This window comes from Stenotrophomonas sp. YJH_SMC_43, from assembly GCF_059372535.1.
Genome location: NZ_JCAFVQ010000002.1, coordinates 1,032,742 through 1,050,301 on the forward strand (window position 1 = coordinate 1,032,742; position 17,560 = coordinate 1,050,301).

The 17,560-nt window shown below is 65.5% G+C and carries 17 protein-coding genes; 9 read left to right on the forward strand and 8 right to left on the reverse strand.

Going from position 1 to position 17,560, the window contains the following annotated elements; genetic code table 11:
• The 5 genes from AC5QAH_RS11260 to ykgO form a co-directional block, all read right to left on the reverse strand.
• Positions 1-531: a GNAT family N-acetyltransferase gene (locus tag AC5QAH_RS11260; protein ID WP_005409279.1), complete on the reverse strand. Its 531-nt coding sequence runs from the start codon at positions 529-531 to the stop codon at positions 1-3.
• A gap of 13 nt (positions 532-544) precedes the next feature.
• Positions 545-1,432, reverse strand: a complete 888-nt coding sequence (locus tag AC5QAH_RS11265) for a carbon-nitrogen hydrolase (RefSeq protein ID WP_008267821.1) — start codon at positions 1,430-1,432, stop codon at positions 545-547.
• A gap of 165 nt (positions 1,433-1,597) precedes the next feature.
• Positions 1,598-2,635 carry an agmatine deiminase family protein gene (locus tag AC5QAH_RS11270; RefSeq protein ID WP_043397004.1) on the reverse strand — a complete coding sequence of 346 codons (1,038 nt, stop codon included), beginning with the start codon at positions 2,633-2,635 and terminating at the stop codon, positions 1,598-1,600.
• 39 nt (positions 2,636-2,674) lie between these two features.
• Entirely contained in the window at positions 2,675-2,974 is a 300-nt protein-coding gene (locus tag AC5QAH_RS11275; protein ID WP_227837998.1) for a hypothetical protein, read from the reverse strand.
• Positions 2,975-3,149: 175 nt separating this feature from the next.
• Entirely contained in the window at positions 3,150-3,275 is a 126-nt protein-coding gene (gene ykgO / locus AC5QAH_RS11280; protein WP_005409283.1) for a type B 50S ribosomal protein L36, read from the reverse strand.
• 197 nt (positions 3,276-3,472) lie between these two features.
• Between ykgO and cmk the strand changes: the two genes are divergently transcribed.
• From cmk to galU, 8 genes are all read left to right on the forward strand, one after another.
• On the forward strand, positions 3,473-4,150 hold the full coding sequence (cmk, locus tag AC5QAH_RS11285; RefSeq protein WP_010484566.1) for a (d)CMP kinase: 678 nt from the start codon (positions 3,473-3,475) through the stop codon (positions 4,148-4,150).
• A 198-nt stretch (positions 4,151-4,348) separates the two neighbouring features.
• The gene (gene rpsA, locus AC5QAH_RS11290; RefSeq protein WP_005416230.1) at positions 4,349-6,034 is read left to right on the forward strand and encodes a 30S ribosomal protein S1; all 1,686 of its coding nucleotides are present in this window, start codon (positions 4,349-4,351) and stop codon (positions 6,032-6,034) included.
• 87 nt (positions 6,035-6,121) lie between these two features.
• Positions 6,122-6,427 (forward strand): integration host factor subunit beta, encoded by a 306-nt coding sequence (locus AC5QAH_RS11295; protein WP_005409286.1) that lies wholly within the window; start codon positions 6,122-6,124, stop codon positions 6,425-6,427.
• 77 nt (positions 6,428-6,504) lie between these two features.
• On the forward strand, positions 6,505-6,789 hold the full coding sequence (locus AC5QAH_RS11300) for a LapA family protein (protein ID WP_010484569.1): 285 nt from the start codon (positions 6,505-6,507) through the stop codon (positions 6,787-6,789).
• A 6-nt stretch (positions 6,790-6,795) separates the two neighbouring features.
• Positions 6,796-7,974 carry a lipopolysaccharide assembly protein LapB gene (gene lapB / locus AC5QAH_RS11305; protein WP_005416232.1) on the forward strand — a complete coding sequence of 393 codons (1,179 nt, stop codon included), beginning with the start codon at positions 6,796-6,798 and terminating at the stop codon, positions 7,972-7,974.
• 3 nt (positions 7,975-7,977) lie between these two features.
• Positions 7,978-8,967, forward strand: a complete 990-nt coding sequence (locus AC5QAH_RS11310; RefSeq protein WP_099560712.1) for an MraY family glycosyltransferase — start codon at positions 7,978-7,980, stop codon at positions 8,965-8,967.
• 3 nt (positions 8,968-8,970) lie between these two features.
• On the forward strand, positions 8,971-10,881 hold the full coding sequence (locus AC5QAH_RS11315) for a polysaccharide biosynthesis protein (protein ID WP_495232344.1): 1,911 nt from the start codon (positions 8,971-8,973) through the stop codon (positions 10,879-10,881).
• The gene (gene galU, locus AC5QAH_RS11320; RefSeq protein ID WP_197619242.1) at positions 10,878-11,756 is read left to right on the forward strand and encodes a UTP--glucose-1-phosphate uridylyltransferase GalU; all 879 of its coding nucleotides are present in this window, start codon (positions 10,878-10,880) and stop codon (positions 11,754-11,756) included. Before AC5QAH_RS11315 ends, galU begins: the two co-directional genes overlap by 4 nt.
• 638 nt (positions 11,757-12,394) lie before the next feature.
• Here the strand turns inward: galU and AC5QAH_RS11325 are convergent.
• The 3 genes from AC5QAH_RS11325 to AC5QAH_RS11335 form a co-directional block, all read right to left on the reverse strand.
• Positions 12,395-13,603, reverse strand: a complete 1,209-nt coding sequence (locus AC5QAH_RS11325) for an acetyl-CoA C-acyltransferase (protein WP_005409292.1) — start codon at positions 13,601-13,603, stop codon at positions 12,395-12,397.
• Positions 13,604-13,712: 109 nt separating this feature from the next.
• Positions 13,713-16,085, reverse strand: a complete 2,373-nt coding sequence (locus tag AC5QAH_RS11330; RefSeq protein ID WP_033834902.1) for a 3-hydroxyacyl-CoA dehydrogenase/enoyl-CoA hydratase family protein — start codon at positions 16,083-16,085, stop codon at positions 13,713-13,715.
• 39 nt (positions 16,086-16,124) lie between these two features.
• A complete protein-coding gene (locus tag AC5QAH_RS11335; RefSeq protein ID WP_019338406.1) occupies positions 16,125-16,778 on the reverse strand; it encodes a TetR/AcrR family transcriptional regulator in 654 nt (217 codons plus the stop codon).
• Between the two features lie 348 nt (positions 16,779-17,126).
• Here AC5QAH_RS11335 and ndk point away from each other — a divergent pair, with 348 nt between their 5' ends.
• Positions 17,127-17,552 (forward strand): nucleoside-diphosphate kinase, encoded by a 426-nt coding sequence (ndk, locus tag AC5QAH_RS11340; protein ID WP_008265389.1) that lies wholly within the window; start codon positions 17,127-17,129, stop codon positions 17,550-17,552.
• The last annotated feature ends 8 nt before the right edge of the window (positions 17,553-17,560 follow it).

The window sequence follows — 17,560 nt, forward strand, 5'->3', positions numbered from 1 at the left end:
TCATTCATTGGAAGGTGCGGTGTCGGCGCCATCGCCGAGCGCGCGCTGCATCTGCACGGTATCCAGCCAGCGGCCGTGCTTGCGGCCGAGGCCACGGAACACGCCGACCAGCTCGAAGCCGAAGCGTTCGTGCAGCTTGATTGAAGCGGTATTGGTCGGTTCGCCGATCACCGCCACCATCTGCCGGTAGCCACGCGCCACGCAGGCATCGATCAACGCCTGCAGCAGGCCGGTGCCAACGCCCTTGCCCTGGAACGCGGCATCGACGTAGACCGAGTTCTCCACGGTCCACTGGTAGGCAACGCGGGTACGGTAGGTGTTGGCGTAGGCATAGCCGGCCACCTGGCCGTCGATCTCGGCGACCAGGTAGGGGAAGCCGCGGTCGATGATGTCGCGCATGCGGCGCAGCATCTCGGACGCGTCCGGGATGTCGTACTCGTAAGTGTTGACGAAGTCGGTCACTTCCACCGCGTAGATCGCGGTGATCGCGGCGATGTCGGCCGGGCCGGCATCACGGATGAGGACGGCCATGCGCGGCTCCGGCTCAGTCGATGTAGCGCTTGAGCAGGTCACCGTACGCGTCGATGCGACGGTCGCGCAGGAACGGCCAGATGCGGCGCACGTGCTCGCTGCGCTGCAGGTCGACATCGCACAGCAGCACGGTGGCTTCGGTGCCGGCTTCGGCCAGGAACTCACCCTGCGGGCCAAGCACGTGGCTGTTGCCCCAGAACTGGATGCCCGACGCGCCCAGCGGCGAAGCCTCGTGGCCGACGCGGTTGCAGCTCAGCACCGGCAGGCCGTTGGCCACGGCGTGGCCGCGGTGGCTCAGCACCCAGGCGTCGCGCTGGCGGGTCTTCTCGTCCTGCACGTCGTCCGGGTCCCAGCCGATCGCGGTCGGGTAGAGCAGCAGTTCGGCACCGGCCAGCGCCATCAGGCGTGCCGCTTCCGGGTACCACTGGTCCCAGCACACCAGCACGCCAAGGCGGCCCACCGAGGTGTCGATCGGCGTGAAGCCGATGTCGCCCGGAGTGAAGTAGAACTTCTCGTAGAAGCCCGGGTCGTCCGGGATATGCATCTTGCGGTACTTGCCCAGCAACGTGCCGTCCTTCTCGAAGACGACGGCGGTGTTGTGGTACAGGCCGGCAGCGCGGCGCTCGAACAGCGAGCCCACCAGCACCACGCCATGCTTCTTCGCCAGCGCGCCCAGGCGCTCGGTGCTCGGGCCCGGAATCGGCTCGGCCAGGTCGAACTCGTCCACCGACTCGTGCTGGCAGAAGTACGGACCGTTATGCAGTTCCTGCAGCAGCACCAGCTTGGCACCCTGCGCAGCCGCCTCGGCCACGCGTGCTTCGATCACCGCCAGGTTGGCGGCGGCATCACCGTGGTTGCGCTCCTGGATCAGGGCGACGGTAAGGGGGCTGCGCGAGTTCATGCGGGGCGTTCCTGCGGGGGAAAACCAGCATGTTAGCGCGGATGGGCGGCGACGGCGTGTCGCGCGCTGAATGGGTGCACGCAATCGGTAGCGCCGGGCCATGCCCGGCGGATTTTCCAGATGCGGCAGCGTTCGCCGGGCATGGCCCGGCGCTACCGGTTCGGCTTACGCCTTCAACAGCCCTGCCGGCAGCTGCATGGTGATGCAGTGCAGGCTGCCGTTCTGCCAGATCAGCGAGCGGCAGGGCACCTGCACGATCTCGCGGCCCGGGTGCGCCTGCGCCAGCACGTCGCGGGCCAGGTCGTCGGCCGGATCACCGTAGGCCGGCATCAGCACCGCACCATTGACGATCAGGTAATTGGCGTACGACGCAGCCAGGCGGCGGCCTTCGTCGATCACTGGCTGTGCCCACGGCAGCGGGAACAGGCGATACGGCTGGCCGTCCTTGGTGCGCAGCGCGGCCAGTTCGTTGCCCATCGCCTGCAGCTCGGCGTAGTGCGAGTCGCTCGCGTCGTCGCAGGCCTGGTAGACGATGCTGTCAGCCGAGGCGAAGCGGGCGAGGGTGTCGATGTGCGCGTCGGTATCGTCGCCTTCCAGGTAGCCGTGGTCCAGCCACAGCACGCGGTCCTGCTGCAGCCAGTCGGCCAGGTCGGCGCTCAGGCTGGCGCGGTCGCGGTCCGGGTGGCGCTCGTGCAGGCACTTCCAGGTGGTCAGCAGGGTGCCTTCGCCGTCGGTCTCGATGCCGCCGCCTTCCAGCGCGAACGGGATGCTGCGCACCGGCGCGTCGTTGAACACACCGGCCTGGTCGAGCACGCCCACCAGCTGGTCATCCAGGGTGGCGTCGAACTTGCCGCCCCAGCCGGTGAAGCGGAAATCCAGCAGCTGGAAGCCGCCGTCGGCGCGGCGCAGGGTGATCGGGCCGGAGTCGCGCAGCCAGGTATCGTCGTAGGCCGCCGTGGTGAAGTGGACCTTGTCCATGTCGATGCGGTTGGAGCGCAGCCGCATCTCGGCATAGGTCTCCACATCGTCGTCGGCCACGCAGATCAGCACCGGCTGGAAGCGGGTGATGGCCGCGACCAGGGCGATGTAGGTCTCTTCCACCTGGCCCAGGCGGTCGGCCCAGTCGGTGTCGGCAGTGGGCCAGGCAATCAGGACGCCGCTCTGGGCTTCCCACTCGGCAGGAAAACGAAGGGTCTGGTTCATGGTCTCGCTACACAGGCCCGCCCACGGCGGGTAAAGGGATCAACGGATCGGCGGTTTCGGGCCGATTTCGTTCGGGTCCGCCTGGTTGGCCACCACGTCGATCACCTTCTGCTTCTCGAAGTAGACGGTGAACTGCGGGTACACCCAGCGGTTGATGGTCGGCCACTGCCGCTTCTGTCCGCCACGTGGCTGCAGCTGCTCGCTGGGCGCGCCGAACTGCGCCTGCACCTGCTGCATGCTCTGGCCGCGCACGGGCAGAGCACCGGCCGGCTTCTCGCGGGCGCGGTCGACAAGCAGGGTATCGGCCAGTGCCGGTGTGGCGGCGGCCAGGGTGGCCATCACGGCCAAGGCGGACAGGTAACGCTTCATCTCGATCTACTCCCCAGTGGTCAAGAAAGGCGATTACAGCAAAAACGGCAGGAAAAAGCCGCATAAACAAAAAACCGCCCGAAGGCGGTTTCTTGCATCGGGTCGGCCCCGCGTAGGGCCAGCCGCAGCCGGAAGGCTGTGAGGCTTAGCGCTGACGCGCCTTGAAACGCGGGTTCGACTTGCAGATGACGAAGATCTTGCCACGACGACGCACGACCTTGCAGTCACGGTGACGGGCCTTCGCCGACTTCAGGGAGGACAGGACTTTCATGGCATACCTCGGCGTAAACAGTAGTTGTTCGGGTGGAGCGTGGCCGCGATATGCGAAAGACAATCGGCAGTTGACGCTCGTTCAAGCCCGCCATTCTACCGGGCTTTTCCTCGTGGTTTCAAGTGGTTGCACAAAAGATCCCGCTGGGGGTGTCTGGCAGGGGCTAGAATGACCCCTTCACACGCTCTGGGAACCCCATGAATCCACTCGCTCCCGTCCTGACCATCGACGGCCCTTCCGGGGCCGGCAAGGGTACCATCAGCCGCATCATCGCGCGCCGGATGGGCTGGCATTACCTGGATTCGGGCGCGCTGTACCGGGCAGTGGGCGTGGCCGCGAGCTGGGCCGACATTGATACGTCCGATGCCTCGGCACTGGTGCGCTGCACCTTCGACACCCATGTTCAGTTTGTTGAACAGGGCGAGTCGATGCGGGTCATGGTCAACGGCACCGATGCCACCGACGAGCTGCGCCTGGAGACCACTGGCGCCCTGGCCTCGGCCATTGCCGCCATTCCGGAGGTCCGCGCGGCCCTGAAGGAGCGCCAGCGCGCATTCAGGGAGCTGCCCGGCCTGGTTGCCGATGGCCGCGACATGGGTACGGTGATCTTCAAGGACGCCCCCTATAAGGTCTTCCTGACCGCCAGTGCCGAGGAGCGCGCCGAGCGCCGGCATAAGCAGTTGAAAGACAAGGGGGTTTCTGTTAACTTTGATGACCTCCTGCGCGAGATCATGGCCCGCGACGCCCGTGATGCTCAGCGTACCGTGGCGCCCCTGAAGCCGGCAGACGATGCTGTCCTCATCGACACCACAGGCATCGGCATCGCAGATGTCGTTGCCAGAGTGATGGATCTGCTTCCGGTTCCGGCTGCCTGATCCGTTCGCGCGGGAGCACTGCCAGCAGCATCGGCGGTGGTCGCGCATAACAGTGCTGTACCAGCTCCGTCGCGCAATGATGCGTGGCGGTTTTCCTACTACACACGACCTGCGTTTCCGGGGTCGACCAACAGGCGGGCGGTCGCCATTCCCCTGAAGGGGACGCCACCGACCCATGTGTCCAACAGAGTAAATCTAATGACCGAATCATTTGCCGAACTGTTTGAAGCCAGCCAGGCCAACCTGGCCAAGCTGAAGCCGGGCGCCATCGTCAGCGGTACCGTTGTTGAAGTCCGCGGCGATGTCGTGGTGATCAACGCTGGCCTGAAGTCCGAAGGCATCGTGCCGATCGAACAGTTCCGTAACGACGCTGGCGAAATCGACGTCGCCGAAGGCGACATCGTCAAGGTCGCCCTCGACTCGATCGAGAACGGCTTCGGCGAAACCGTCCTGTCGCGCGAGAAGGCCAAGCGCGCGATGGTGTGGGACGAGCTGGAAGAAGCGTTGGAAAAGAACGAAACCATCACCGGCCGCATCAGCGGCAAGGTCAAGGGTGGTTTCACCGTGGACATCAAGGATGTCCGCGCCTTCCTGCCGGGTTCCCTGGTCGATGTGCGCCCGGTGCGCGATCCGGCCTACCTGGAAGGCAAGGAGCTCGAGTTCAAGCTCATCAAGCTGGACCGCAAGCGTAACAACGTCGTGGTCTCGCGCCGCGCTGTCGTCGAAAGCGAGCACTCGGAAGAGCGCGAGCAGCTGATGGACAAGCTGCAGGAAGGCGCGATCCTGAAGGGTGTCGTCAAGAACCTGACCGATTACGGCGCGTTCGTGGACCTGGGCGGTATCGACGGCCTGCTGCACATCACCGACATGGCGTGGAAGCGCGTGCGTCACCCGTCGGAAGTCGTGAACGTCGGCGACGAGCTGGACGTCCGCGTGCTGAAGTTCGACCGCGAGCGCAACCGCGTTTCGCTGGGCCTGAAGCAGCTGGGCGAGGATCCGTGGGACAACATCGGCCGTCGTTACCCGGCCAACAGCCGCGTCTTCGGCAAGGTCTCCAACGTCACCGATTACGGTGCGTTCGTTGAGATCGAGCCGGGCGTCGAAGGCCTGGTGCACGTCTCCGAGATGGATTGGACCAACAAGAACGTCAACCCGTCCAAGGTTGTCCAGGTTGGTGATGAAGTCGAAGTGATGGTGCTGGACGTCGATGAAGAGCGTCGCCGTATCTCGCTGGGCATGAAGCAGGTTGCCGCCAATCCGTGGGAAACCTTCGCTGCCACCCACAAGAAGGGTGACAAGGTGTCGGGCCAGATCAAGTCGATCACCGACTTCGGCATCTTCATCGGCCTGGACGGCGGCATCGACGGCCTGGTCCACCTGTCCGACATCAGCTGGAACACCACCGGCGAAGACGTCGTTCGCAACTTCAAGAAGGGCGATACCCTGGACGCCGTCGTCCTGGCTGTCGATCCGGAGCGCGAGCGCATCTCCCTGGGCGTGAAGCAGCTGGAGCAGGATCCGTTCGGCCAGTACATGGCTGCCAATCCGAAGGGCTCCAAGGTCGAAGGCGTGGTGAAGGAAGTCGACGCCAAGGGCGCGATCATCGAGCTGGCTGACGGCATCGAAGGTTACGTCTCGGCCCGCGACATCGCCAACGAGCGCGTTGACGACGCCACCCAGCACCTGAAGGTCGGCGACAAGGTCGAAGCCAAGTTCGTGGGCATGGACCGCAAGGGCCGTACCCTGCAGCTGTCGATCAAGGCCAAGGACGACGCTGAAATGCGCGAAGTGCTGGAGGAATACCAGTCCTCTTCGGCTTCCAGCGGCACCACCCAGCTGGGCGCGCTGCTGCGTGCACAGCTGAACGGCAACAAGTCCGAGTAATCGGCCTTACGCTGTTCGTTGTTTCCTGGACGGCCCGGGCATTGCCCGGGCCGTTTCAGGCTGGGATACCCCTGATGTGAGCCGGTAATGACCAAATCCGAACTGATCGAAATCCTTGCGCGCCGCCAGGCGCACCTGAAGGCCGATGATGTCGATCTGGCGGTGAAGTCGTTGCTGGAAATGATGGGCGGATCGCTGTCCGCCGGGGATCGCATCGAAATCCGTGGTTTTGGCAGCTTCTCGCTGCACTATCGTCCGCCGCGCCTGGGTCGCAACCCGAAGACCGGCGAATCGGTTGCCCTGCCGGGCAAGCACGTCCCCCATTTCAAGCCGGGCAAGGAACTGCGCGAGCGGGTCAGCAGTGTGCTGCCGCTGGACGCCGATCCGGCCTGAGCCTCCCGTCGCGCCACCGCGTGCGAATCCAGCCGCGAGTCGGATAAGCTACGGACTCCTGCCACTGGAGCTGTCGCATGAAGGTTTTTCGTCTGCTGGTCCTGCTGGCGGTACTGATCCTTGGATTGATCATCGGTGCGGTCAACATGACCGCGATGTCGATCAACCTGCTGTTTACCCAACTGCACACCTCGGTGGGCGTGGCCCTGATCGCCGCGCTGCTGGTGGGTGTCATCGTCGGCGCTGGCCTGGTGCTGGTGAGCGTGGTCATTCCGCTCTACAGCCAGTTGCGCCGCGCCAACAAGTCCGCTGTCGCCACGCCGGCACCGGTTGCTTCCCCCCAATCTTTTGATGGACGCTGATCGAAGATGGATTTCGTCACCGAGTGGTTCTGGTTCTTCCTGTTCGTTCCGCTGGCCGCACTGGCCGGGTGGGTGATCGGACGGCGTGGTGGTCAACGCCACGGTGACAGCCAGGTCAGCCGCCTGTCGAGCACCTATTTCCGTGGCCTGAACTACCTGCTCAACGAGCAGCCGGACAAGGCCATCGAGCTGTTCCTGCACATCGCCGAGCTGGACAAGGAAACCTTCGAGACCCAGGTCGCGCTGGGCCATCTGTTCCGTCGCCGCGGCGAAGTCGACCGCGCCATCCGCTTGCATCAGGGCCTGGTCAACCGCCACGACCTCAGCGATGCGCAACGCGTGCAGGCGCTGCTGGCGCTGGGCGAGGATTACATGAAGTCCGGCCTGCTGGACCGCGCCGAAACCGTGTTCACCGAACTGGCCCAGCTGGACCAGCGTGCCCCGCAGGCACTCAAGCACCTGATCGGCATCTACCAGGCCGAGCGCGACTGGGAAAAGGCGATCGACAACGCCACCCGTTTCGAGGACGTCACCGGCGAGCCGATGGGCAAGCTGATCGGGCAGTTCGAGTGCGAACTGGCCGAGCGCTTCCGCGGTGCCGGCAAGCTGGAAGAGGCGAGGGCAGCGATTGCCCGGGCCTACCAGGCCGATGCGATGTCGGTCCGTGCCGGCATCATTGAAGGCCGCCTGGAAACCGATGCCGGCAATCCGGAAGCGGCCGTGCGCGCCTTCGAGCGCGCGGCGCGCAACGATCCGGAGTACCTGCCGGAGCTGCTGCCGGCGCTGATGCAGAACTACCGCAAGGTGGGCGATCTGGCCGGCGCGCGCGCCTTCCTGTCGGAGATGACCGAGCATTACCGTGGCATTGCCCCGGTGCTGGCGCTGACCCGCCTGATGGAAGAGCAGGAGGGCGTGGCCCCGGCCCGTGCCTACCTGGGCCGCCAGCTCAAGGATCGCCCGTCGGTGCGTGGCGAGTCCGCGCTGATCGACCTGACCCTGGCTGAAGGTGCCGATTCCACGGCGACCCTGCATGACCTCAAGCACATCACCGACCAGTTGCTGGTGCGCAATCCGGCCTATCGCTGCACCCGTTGTGGTTTCGGTGCGCGCACCCACCACTGGCAGTGCCCGAGCTGCAAGGAGTGGGGTACGGTCAAGCCGCTGCTGAACTACGCGGTGCTCTGATCCATGCCGTGGCTCGTGATGGGCGCGCTGCTGGGTCTGGCCCTGCTGAGTGCGGCACTGACCTGGGCAGCGCGGGGCTACGCGCTGCGCCGGCAACTGTTTGACCAGCCGGGCGAACGCCGCAGTCATAGCGTGGCGACCCCGCGTGGCGGCGGCATCGCCATCGTCATCAGCCTGCTGGTGACCGCCGGTGTTGCCATGTGGGCCTGGCCCGAAGCGCGTCCGAGCCTGCTGGTCGCCAGCCTTGGTCTGGCGCTGGTGGCGGGTATCGGCTGGTGGGACGACCACCGGCCGCTTCCGGCCATGCGCCGCCTGATGGTGCACTTCATCGCCGCCGCGCTGCTGGCCGCGCTGGTCAAGGTCCATGGCGGCAGCTGGCTGCTGGCCGTACTGGTCCTGCTGTTCACCGCTTCGCTGATCAACATCTGGAATTTCATGGATGGGATCAACGGCATCGCCGCCAGCCAGGCCATCGTGGTCGCGCTGGGACTGGCGCCGCTGCTGCCTTGGCCGTACTCGCTGGCGGCGGTCGCGTTGGGCCTGGCCTGCCTTGGCTTCCTGCCGTTCAACTTCCCGCGGGCCCGGATCTTCATGGGCGATGTCGGAAGTGGCGCGCTGGGCTACGCGGTGGCGGCAGTGCTGGCACTGGCCAGCGTAAAGACCGACATCCACTGGATGCTGCTGCTGGTGTCGGCATCGCCCTTCCTTGTGGACGCGGGCTTCACACTGCTGGCGCGCATCATTTCCGGACAACGCTGGATGGAACCCCATACCCAGCACGTTTACCAGCGCGCGGTGCAGGCAGGAGCCAGTCACGCCCAGGTAACAGGGATGTACTTTGCTTTGGGCCTGTTCAGTATTACAGTGCTTAATGTCTGCTCCAATTTGCAGCCGAGGTGGGAGGCTGCCGTGGCGATCGCGTGGTTCACCGCGCTGAGCGTCCTCTGGCTCCTCCTGCGCAATGGATTGCGCCACCCAAAAGGAAATACCTGACTTATGGCTTCACCCTGGCGGGACAGAATCCTCGGCCTGATGCCGCGTTCGGCCATCGTCTGCCATGACCTGTTCATGGTCTGGGCGTGCTGGCAGCTGCTCCACGCGGGGCGGTACTCGATCCTGGCCAACGCCCCCGAGCTCCCACTCTGGAACGTCGACACCACGCTGGTGCTGCTGCTGCAGGGCATGGTGTTCTGGCGCGTCGGCCTCTATCGCGGCCTGTGGCGGTTCGCCAGCGTCAGCGACCTGCTGAACATCTTCAAGGCCAGCTTCATCGGCATGGTCGCCATCGTGCTGGTGCTGATGTGGAAGCGCTTCGACGGCGTGCCGATGTCGGTGCTGGTGATCTATCCGTTCGCGCTGTCGGCGCTGCTGGGCGCGCCGCGCCTGCTGTACCGGGCCTGGAAGGACTATCAGGCGCTGCAGTCGGACTCGTCCGCGCGTCGCGTGCTGATCCTGGGTGCCGGCCAGGCCGCCGAGACCCTGGTCCGCGACCTGCGCCGTTCGGGCAATTTCGAGCCGGTCGGCCTGCTGGACGACGCGCCGCACCTGCGCGGTGCCAAGCTGCAGGGCCTGCCGATCCTCGGCACCCTGGACGATGCGCCGACAGTGGTCCGCGAGACCGCGGCCAAGCTGCTGGTGATCGCCATTCCGTCGCTGGACGCTGCGGGCATGCAGCGCATCGTCGCCATCTGCGAAAGTACCGGCGTGCCGTTCCGCACCGTGCCCAAGCTCAGCGATATCCTGCAGGGCCAGTCGCTGCCGGGGCAGTTGAAGGAAGTGGCGATCGAGGACCTGCTCGGCCGCAAGCCGATCATGCCGGACTGGAACCTGATCCGTGGCTGGTTGGGCGGGCGTACGGTGATGGTCACCGGCGCCGGTGGTTCGATCGGCTCCGAGCTGTGCCGCCAGTGCGCGCGTCACGGCGCCGGCCGCATCATCCTGCTCGAGATCAGCGAACTGCTGCTGACCATCGAGGGCGAGCTGCGGCGCAGCTTCCCGGATGTCGAGGTCGAAGCGGTGCTGGGCGACTGCGGTGACCCGGCGGTGATCCGCCACGCCCTGTCGCTGCACCCCGTCGACACCGCCTTCCATGCCGCCGCCTACAAGCATGTGCCGGTGCTGGAGCGGCAGCTGCGCGAAGCGGTGCGCAACAACATCCTGGCCACCGAGAACGTGGCCCGCGCCTGCCTGGAGGCAGGCGTGGAGCATTTCGTGTTCATCTCCACCGACAAGGCGGTCGACCCGGTCAATGCGCTGGGCGCCAGCAAGCGCTATGCGGAGATGATCTGCCAGAGCCTGGACCAGAAGTCCACGCATACCCGTTTCGTCACGGTGCGCTTCGGCAACGTGCTGGCCTCTGCAGGCAGCGTGGTGCCGTTGTTCCGCGAACAGATCCTGCGTGGCGGGCCGGTGACCGTCACCGATCCGGAGGTCAGTCGCTACTTCATGACCATCCCGGAGGCCTGCCAGCTGATCCTGCAGGCGGCCGCTTCGGCGTCGCACGGTGCGATCTATACGCTCGACATGGGCGAGCCGGTGCCGATCCGCGTGCTGGCCGAGCAGATGATCCGCCTGGCCGGCAAGCAGCCGTACAAGGACATTCCGATCATCTACACCGGGCTGCGTCCGGGCGAGAAGCTGCACGAGACGCTGTTCTATTCGGACGAGGACTACCGTTCCACCGCGCACCCGAAGATTCTCGAGGCCGGTGTACGCACGTTCTCGCGTGATCTGGTGTTGGGCAATGTTCCACGTCTGCGCGATGCCGTGGCTGGTTACGACACCACCAGCATCCAGGAGATCCTGTTCGCGACGATGCCGGAGTTTTCTCCTATCGAACAGGATGCTTACATTTCATCCGCTAAAGTCGTACCTTTTCCGGCACGTGAGGCCAACAGGCACCAATGAGCAAGCGAATTCGCAAGGCAGTTTTTCCAGTGGCAGGGCTCGGGACGCGCTTTTTGCCGGCAACCAAGACGGTTCCGAAGGAAATGTTGCCGATCATTGATCGTCCGCTGATCCAGTACGCGGTCGATGAGGCGATCGAAGCGGGCTGTGACACGCTGGTGTTCATTACCAACCGCTACAAGCACGCGGTCGCCGACTACTTCGACAAGGCCTACGAGCTGGAGCAGAAGCTCGAGCGCGCCGGCAAACAGGAACAGCTGGAGATGATCCGCCACGTGCTGCCCAACGGCGTGCGTGCGATCTTCGTGACCCAGGCCGAGGCCCTGGGCCTGGGCCATGCGGTGCTGTGCGCCAAGGCCGTGATCGGCGACGAGCCGTTCGCGGTGCTGCTGCCGGATGACCTGATCTGGAACCGCGGCGACGGCGCACTGAAGCAGATGGCCGATCTCAACGAGGCCAGTGGTGCAAGCGTGATCGCCGTTGAAGACGTGCCGCACGACAAGACGGCCAGCTACGGCATCGTGGCCACTGACGCGTTCGACGGCCGCAAGGGTCGCATTTCGCAGATCGTGGAGAAGCCGAAGCCGGAGGACGCGCCGAGCGACCTGGCGGTGGTCGGCCGTTATGTACTGAGCCCGAAGATCTTCGAGCTGCTGGAGCAGACCGGCAGCGGTGCCGGTGGCGAGATCCAGCTGACCGACGCGATCGCGCAGCTGCTGAAGAGCGAAGAGGTTGATGCCTATCGTTTCGAGGGCACCCGCTTCGACTGCGGCACGCATCTGGGGCTGGTGGAGGCGACGATCCGTTTCGCGTTGGATAACCCGAAGCTGGCCGGGCCGGCGCGGGAGAAACTGACGGCGATGTTGGCGGAATAAGGTTTATCAAGCGCTCCGTGCAGCGCCTTGATTGATACGTGATGGGCGGGACGGGTGGGCCGTTGCAGGACACGCCGTGAACCCGTCCATGGGGGCTCGATGGCGCCTTGCTCGTGTGCGCTGTCCTGCGCACACGGCAAGACCGGGGTTGGGCGTCCTGCCCAACCCGCCCGAGGTATGCCTCGGGCCCATGGCGCCAACGGTTTTGGAGAGGGCCATCCGCCCCCTCTCGACAGTTTCCGTGCGGCGCGGACGGGAAGGGCGGAATCAAAGGCAGAAGCACAATCAAAAAAGGCAGCCTATGGCTGCCTTTTTTGATTGTTGGGGTCAGATCCCTTTGCGCAGCAAAGGGCTCTGACCCCGGCCTTTGACCCTGCCTTTGCTCATCCCTCCGCCGCGCGGAATGTTGGGTGGCGCGGGTGGGTGAGGCTGACCGGGACTGTCAGCGGCATGGGCCAGGCGCATGCGCCTGGCGGGTTGGGCAGGACGCCCAACCCCGGCCTTGCTGCGTGCGCAGGATTGCGCACGCTAGCAAGCCGCTGCCAAGCCCCCAGGGACGGGTTTACGGCGTGTCCCGGGCAGCCTCACTCACCCGCGCCCCACAGCCAACCAACAATCAGCCGGCAACGCTTTGAACCTTACAGCGCCTCGAAAATACCCGCCGCGCCCATGCCGGTGCCGATGCACATCGTCACCATGCCGTACTTCTGCTGGCGACGACGCAGGCCGTGCAGCAGGGTTGCGGTACGGATCGCGCCGGTTGCACCCAGCGGGTGGCCCAGGGCGATCGCGCCGCCCAGCGGGTTGACCTTGCTCGGGTCCAGGCCGCAATCGCGGATCACCGCCAGCGACTGCGCGGCGAACGCTTCGTTCAGTTCAATCCAGTCCAGCTGGTCCTGGGTCAGGCCCGCCTGCTTCAGTGCCTTCGGGATCGCGGCGATCGGGCCGATGCCCATCACTTCCGGGCGCACGCCGGCCACCGAGAAACTGACGAAACGGGCCAGCGGGGTCAGGCCGTAATCCTTGATCGCCTGCTCCGAGGCCAGCAGCACGGCACCGGCGCCATCGCTCATCTGCGAGGAGTTGCCGGCGGTGACGGTGCCGCCGAACTGGCCGTTGCGGAACACCGGGCGCAGCTTGGCCAGGCCTTCGGCGGAGGAGTCCGGGCGCGGGCCTTCGTCGGTGTCGGCGATCTTGTTGCGGGTGATGATGCGCTGGCCATCGGCCAGGTCCGGCAGGTGCGAGACGATCTCGTACGGGCTGATCTCGTCCTTGAACTCGCCGTTCTGGATCGCCGCCATGGCCTTCTGGTGCGAGGCGAGGGCGAAGGCGTCCTGGTCTTCGCGCGAGACCTTCCACTCTTCGGCCACCTTCTCGGCGGTGATGCCCATGCCGTAGGCGATGGCCACGTGGTCGTTGTCGAACACGCTCGGTGCCATGGCGATCTTGTTGCCCATCATCGGCACCATCGACATCGACTCGGTGCCACCGGCCAGCATCAGGTCGGCGTTGCCCAGGCGGATCGCGTCGGCAGCCTGCGCCACGGCTTGCAGGCCGGAGGAGCAGAAGCGGTTCACGGTCTGTGCGGCGATGGTGTTCGGCAGGCCGGCCAGCAGCACGCCGATGCGGGCGACGTTCATGCCCTGCTCGGCTTCCGGCATCGCGCAGCCGATGATCGCGTCATCGATGCGGTTGACGTCCACGCCCGGGGCCTGCGCGACGACGCTGCGCAGCACGTGCGCAAGCATGTCGTCGGGGCGGGTGTTGCGGAACATGCCCTTGGGCGCCTTGCCGACCGGAGTACGGGTGGCGGCGACGATGTAGGCGTCCTGGATTTGCTTGGTCATTGCAGTGATCTCTCGAAGTTTTTTGCCGGTGTGCCCACCACGGTGGGCACCTACCAGAGGCGGAGGAATGCCCACCAAGGTGGGCACCCACCAAAAGCAGGGATGGCGATCAGTTACGCAGCGGCTTGCCGGTCTTCAGCATGTGCGCGATGCGGGCCTGGGTCTTTTCCTGCTGGGCCAGTTCGACGAAGTGCTTGCGCTCCAGGGTCAGCAGCCACTCTTCGTCCACCAGGGTGCCGCGGTCGACCTTGCCGCCGCACAGCACGGTGGCGATGCGCTCGGCGATCTCGTAGTCGTACGGGCTGATGAAGCGGCCTTCCAGCATGTTGACCAGCATCATCTTGAAGGTGGCGATACCCACGTCACCGGCCACCTGGATGCGGCGTGCCGGCAGCGGCGGACGGTAGCCCGCTTCGGCCAGGGCGCGAGCTTCGGCCTTGGCGATGTGCAGCGCTTCGTAGCTGTTGAACACCACCTTGTCGGTGCTGCGCAGCAGGCCCAGTTCCTTGGCGTTGACCGCGGAGTTGGACACCTTGGCCATCGCCACGGTCTCGAAGGTCTTCTTCAGTTCGGCGAACACGTCACCGCCCGGGCCTGCGGCCTGCGAGGCGCGCACGGCCAGTTCCTTCAGGCCACCACCGGCCGGCAGCAGGCCGACGCCGGCCTCGACCAGGCCGATGTAGCTTTCCAGGAAGGCCACGGTCTTGGCGCTGTGCATCTGGAACTCGCAGCCACCACCCAGCGCCAGGCCACGCACGGCGGCAACCACCGGCACCAGCGAGTACTTGATGCGCTGGCTGGTGCGCTGGAAGTTGGCAACCATTTCTTCGAACTGGTCGACCTTGCCGGCCTGCAGCAGGCCCAGTGCACCGGCCAGGTCGGCACCGGCGGAGAAGGGTTCCTTCTGCTGCCAGATCACCAGGCCCTGGAAGTCCTTCTCGGCGCGGCTGACGCATTCCTGCAGGCCGTCCAGCACCTGGTCGGACACGGTGTTCATCTTGGTCTTGAAGCTGACCACGGCAATGCCATCACCGTCGTGCCACATGCGCAGGCCGTCGTTCTCGAACACGGTCTCGCCCGGCGCGAACTTCTCGCCCAGCAGCGGATCGGGGAAGCGCTGGCGCTGGTACACCGGCAGCGACGAGCGCGGCAGCTTGGCATTGCGCGACGGGCTGTAGCTGCCTTCGGCGGCATGCACGCCGTCGCGGCCATCGAACACCCAGTCCGGCAGCGGGGCGTTGCTCATGCTCTTGCCGGCCACGATGTCATCGGCGATCCACTGTGCGACCTGCTTCCAGCCGGCGGCCTGCCAGGTTTCGAACGGGCCCAGCGACCAGCCGTAGCCCCAGCGGATGGCCAGGTCCACGTCGCGCGCGGTCTCGGCGATGTCGGCCAGGTGGTAGGCGCTGTAGTGGAACAGGTCGCGGAAGGTCGCCCACAGGAACTGCGCCTGCGGGTGCTGGCTTTCGCGCAGCTTGGCGAACTTCTCGGCCGGGTTCTTGATCTTCAGGATCTCGACCACTTCCGGCGCGGCAGCGCGATCGGCCGGGCGGTAGTCCTGCTTCTCCAGGTCCAGCACCACGATGTCCTTGCCGACCTTGCGGAAGATGCCGGCGCCGGTCTTCTGGCCCAGCGCGCCCTTGGAAATCAGCGCGTCCAGCCACTTCGGCGACTTGAAGAACTCATGCCACGGGTCATTCGGCAGGGTGTCGCCCATGGTCTTGATGACGTGGGCCATGGTGTCCAGGCCGACCACGTCGGAGGTGCGGTAGGTGGCCGACTTCGGGCGACCGACCAGCGGGCCGGTCAGGCCGTCCACTTCATCGAAGCCCAGGCCGAACTGCTGGGTGTGGTGGATGGTGGACAGGATCGAGAACACGCCGATGCGGTTGCCGATGAAGTTCGGGGTGTCCTTGGCGTACACCACGCCCTTGCCCAGAGTGGTGACCAGGAATGCTTCCAGGCCTTCCAGCACGGCGGCGTCGGTGGTGGTGGCCGGGATCAGCTCGGCCAGGTGCATGTAGCGCGGCGGGTTGAAGAAGTGCACGCCGCAGAAGCGGTGACGCAGCTGCTCGGGCAGCACGTCGGCCAGCTTGTTGATGCCCAGGCCCGAGGTGTTGGAGGCCAGCACCGCGTGGTCGGCCACGAACGGGGCGATCTTCTTGTACAGGTCCTGCTTCCAGTCCATGCGCTCGGCAATGGCCTCAATGATCAGGTCGCAGTCCTTCAGCTGCTCCAGGCCCGACTCATAGTTGGCCGGGGTGATGGCTTCGGCCAGCGACTTGCTGGCCAGCGGCGCCGGGCTCAGCTTGCCCAGGTTGGCGATCGCCTTCAGCACGATGCCGTCGGCCGGACCTTCCTTGGCAGGCAGGTCGAACAGCACGGTGTCGACGCCGGCATTGGTGAGGTGGGCGGCGATCTGGGCACCCATGACGCCGGCACCCAGCACGGCGGCGCGGCGGACTAGCAGGGAATTGGACATGGTGTAGGGCCTTTGTTGGTCAGCAGTTACTGGGTGGAATCAAAGGGAAGCGGGCAGGGCGCTGGCGCGTGCGGCGGCGCGGAACCCGGCTTCGGCGAAATGGATCAGTTCGTGGGCGGCATGGGCACGATGCGCCGCTTCGGTGACACCGGCGGGACGCTTGATCAGCCCGAAGTCGGCCATGGCATAGGTGAGCGAGCCGGCCAGGAAGTCCAGGCGCCAGTACAGCTCTTCCTTGCTCAGGCCGGGCACGCACTCGCCGATGGCCTTGCCGAACGCACGCAGCACGTGGCCGTAGTGGTCAGACAGGAACTTGCGCAGGTTGTCGTTCTTCTCGGCATAGGCGCGGGCGATCACGCGCACGAAGGCGCCGCCGTTCTGGCGGTCCTGGGCCAGCGCCAGCGCCGGTTCGACGAAGGCGGCCAGCACCGGGCGCAGTTCACCGGGGTGTTCGCTGCGGGCCCGCTCCAGCTGCGACAGGCGGGCACCGGTCATCTCGTCCATGCGGCGGCGGAACACCTCGTTGACCAGGTTTTCCTTGGAACCGAAGTGGTAGTTGACCGCGGCGATGTTGACGTCGGCCTGGCTGGTCACCTGCCGCAGCGAGGTGCCGGCGAAGCCGTGCTGGGCGAACAGCTCCTCGGCCGCGCCGAGGATCCGGTCCTTGGTCGAGAAGTGGGCGGGCTTGGCCATCGATGGGCGGACCTTAATCAAACGATTGTTTGATACTAGAACCAGACGGTACCGTATGGCATTTTGCAGTGCAGCAAAATCGGCCGGCTTGGTCAGATTTCACTCAGGTGGGTGAATGGGGGGGGGGCTGAACCCGTAGAGCCGAGTCCGCGCTCGGCTGCTCTTCGGCCCAAAGGCCAGCCGAGCATGGGCTCGGCTCTACTACAGGGCCACACGGCCCTCTACCACCCGGCCACGTTATCTTTTACAATTCGCCTACGTTTATCAGGCTAAGCCCGCGTCCCGACGCGGGTTTTTTTCATGTTACCCTTCGGGCCATCAGCGGCCCGATTCCATTGGAGACATCCCATGGCGCTGGAGCGCACCCTTTCGATCATCAAGCCGGACGCCGTTGCCAAGAACGTCATCGGCGAAATCTACGCCCGCTTCGAGAAGGCCGGCCTGAAGGTCGTGGCCGCCAAGTACAAGCAGCTGTCGCGCCGTGAAGCCGAAGGCTTCTACGCCGTGCACCGCGAGCGTCCGTTCTTCAACGCGCTGGTCGAGTTCATGATCTCCGGCCCGGTGATGATCCAGGCCCTGGAAGGCGAGAACGCCGTCCTGGCCCACCGCGACCTGCTGGGCGCCACCAACCCGAAGGAAGCCGCTGCGGGCACCATCCGCGCCGACTTCGCCGAATCCATCGATGCCAACGCCGCCCACGGCTCGGACTCGGTCGAGAATGCCGCGATTGAAATCGCCTACTTCTTCGCCGCCACCGAAGTCGTCTCGCGCTGAGAGTAATG

Excerpts from the sequence above, each read along its gene's own strand:
- AC5QAH_RS11275 (WP_227837998.1), bottom strand. The coding sequence starts at position 2,974 with ATGGCCACCCTGGCCGCCGCCACACCGGCACTGGCCGATACCCTGCTT.
- galU (WP_197619242.1), top strand. The coding sequence starts at position 10,878 with ATGAGCAAGCGAATTCGCAAGGCAGTTTTTCCAGTGGCAGGGCTCGGG.
- ykgO (WP_005409283.1), bottom strand. The coding sequence starts at position 3,275 with ATGAAAGTCCTGTCCTCCCTGAAGTCGGCGAAGGCCCGTCACCGTGAC.
- ndk (WP_008265389.1), top strand. The coding sequence starts at position 17,127 with ATGGCGCTGGAGCGCACCCTTTCGATCATCAAGCCGGACGCCGTTGCC.
- lapB (WP_005416232.1), top strand. The coding sequence starts at position 6,796 with ATGGATTTCGTCACCGAGTGGTTCTGGTTCTTCCTGTTCGTTCCGCTG.
- rpsA (WP_005416230.1), top strand. The coding sequence starts at position 4,349 with ATGACCGAATCATTTGCCGAACTGTTTGAAGCCAGCCAGGCCAACCTG.
- AC5QAH_RS11325 (WP_005409292.1), bottom strand. The coding sequence starts at position 13,603 with ATGACCAAGCAAATCCAGGACGCCTACATCGTCGCCGCCACCCGTACT.
- AC5QAH_RS11270 (WP_043397004.1), bottom strand. The coding sequence starts at position 2,635 with ATGAACCAGACCCTTCGTTTTCCTGCCGAGTGGGAAGCCCAGAGCGGC.
- AC5QAH_RS11315 (WP_495232344.1), top strand. The coding sequence starts at position 8,971 with ATGGCTTCACCCTGGCGGGACAGAATCCTCGGCCTGATGCCGCGTTCG.
- AC5QAH_RS11335 (WP_019338406.1), bottom strand. The coding sequence starts at position 16,778 with ATGGCCAAGCCCGCCCACTTCTCGACCAAGGACCGGATCCTCGGCGCG.
- AC5QAH_RS11260 (WP_005409279.1), bottom strand. The coding sequence starts at position 531 with ATGGCCGTCCTCATCCGTGATGCCGGCCCGGCCGACATCGCCGCGATC.
- AC5QAH_RS11300 (WP_010484569.1), top strand. The coding sequence starts at position 6,505 with ATGAAGGTTTTTCGTCTGCTGGTCCTGCTGGCGGTACTGATCCTTGGA.
- cmk (WP_010484566.1), top strand. The coding sequence starts at position 3,473 with ATGAATCCACTCGCTCCCGTCCTGACCATCGACGGCCCTTCCGGGGCC.
- AC5QAH_RS11265 (WP_008267821.1), bottom strand. The coding sequence starts at position 1,432 with ATGAACTCGCGCAGCCCCCTTACCGTCGCCCTGATCCAGGAGCGCAAC.
- AC5QAH_RS11310 (WP_099560712.1), top strand. The coding sequence starts at position 7,978 with ATGCCGTGGCTCGTGATGGGCGCGCTGCTGGGTCTGGCCCTGCTGAGT.
- AC5QAH_RS11295 (WP_005409286.1), top strand. The coding sequence starts at position 6,122 with ATGACCAAATCCGAACTGATCGAAATCCTTGCGCGCCGCCAGGCGCAC.
- AC5QAH_RS11330 (WP_033834902.1), bottom strand. The coding sequence starts at position 16,085 with ATGTCCAATTCCCTGCTAGTCCGCCGCGCCGCCGTGCTGGGTGCCGGC.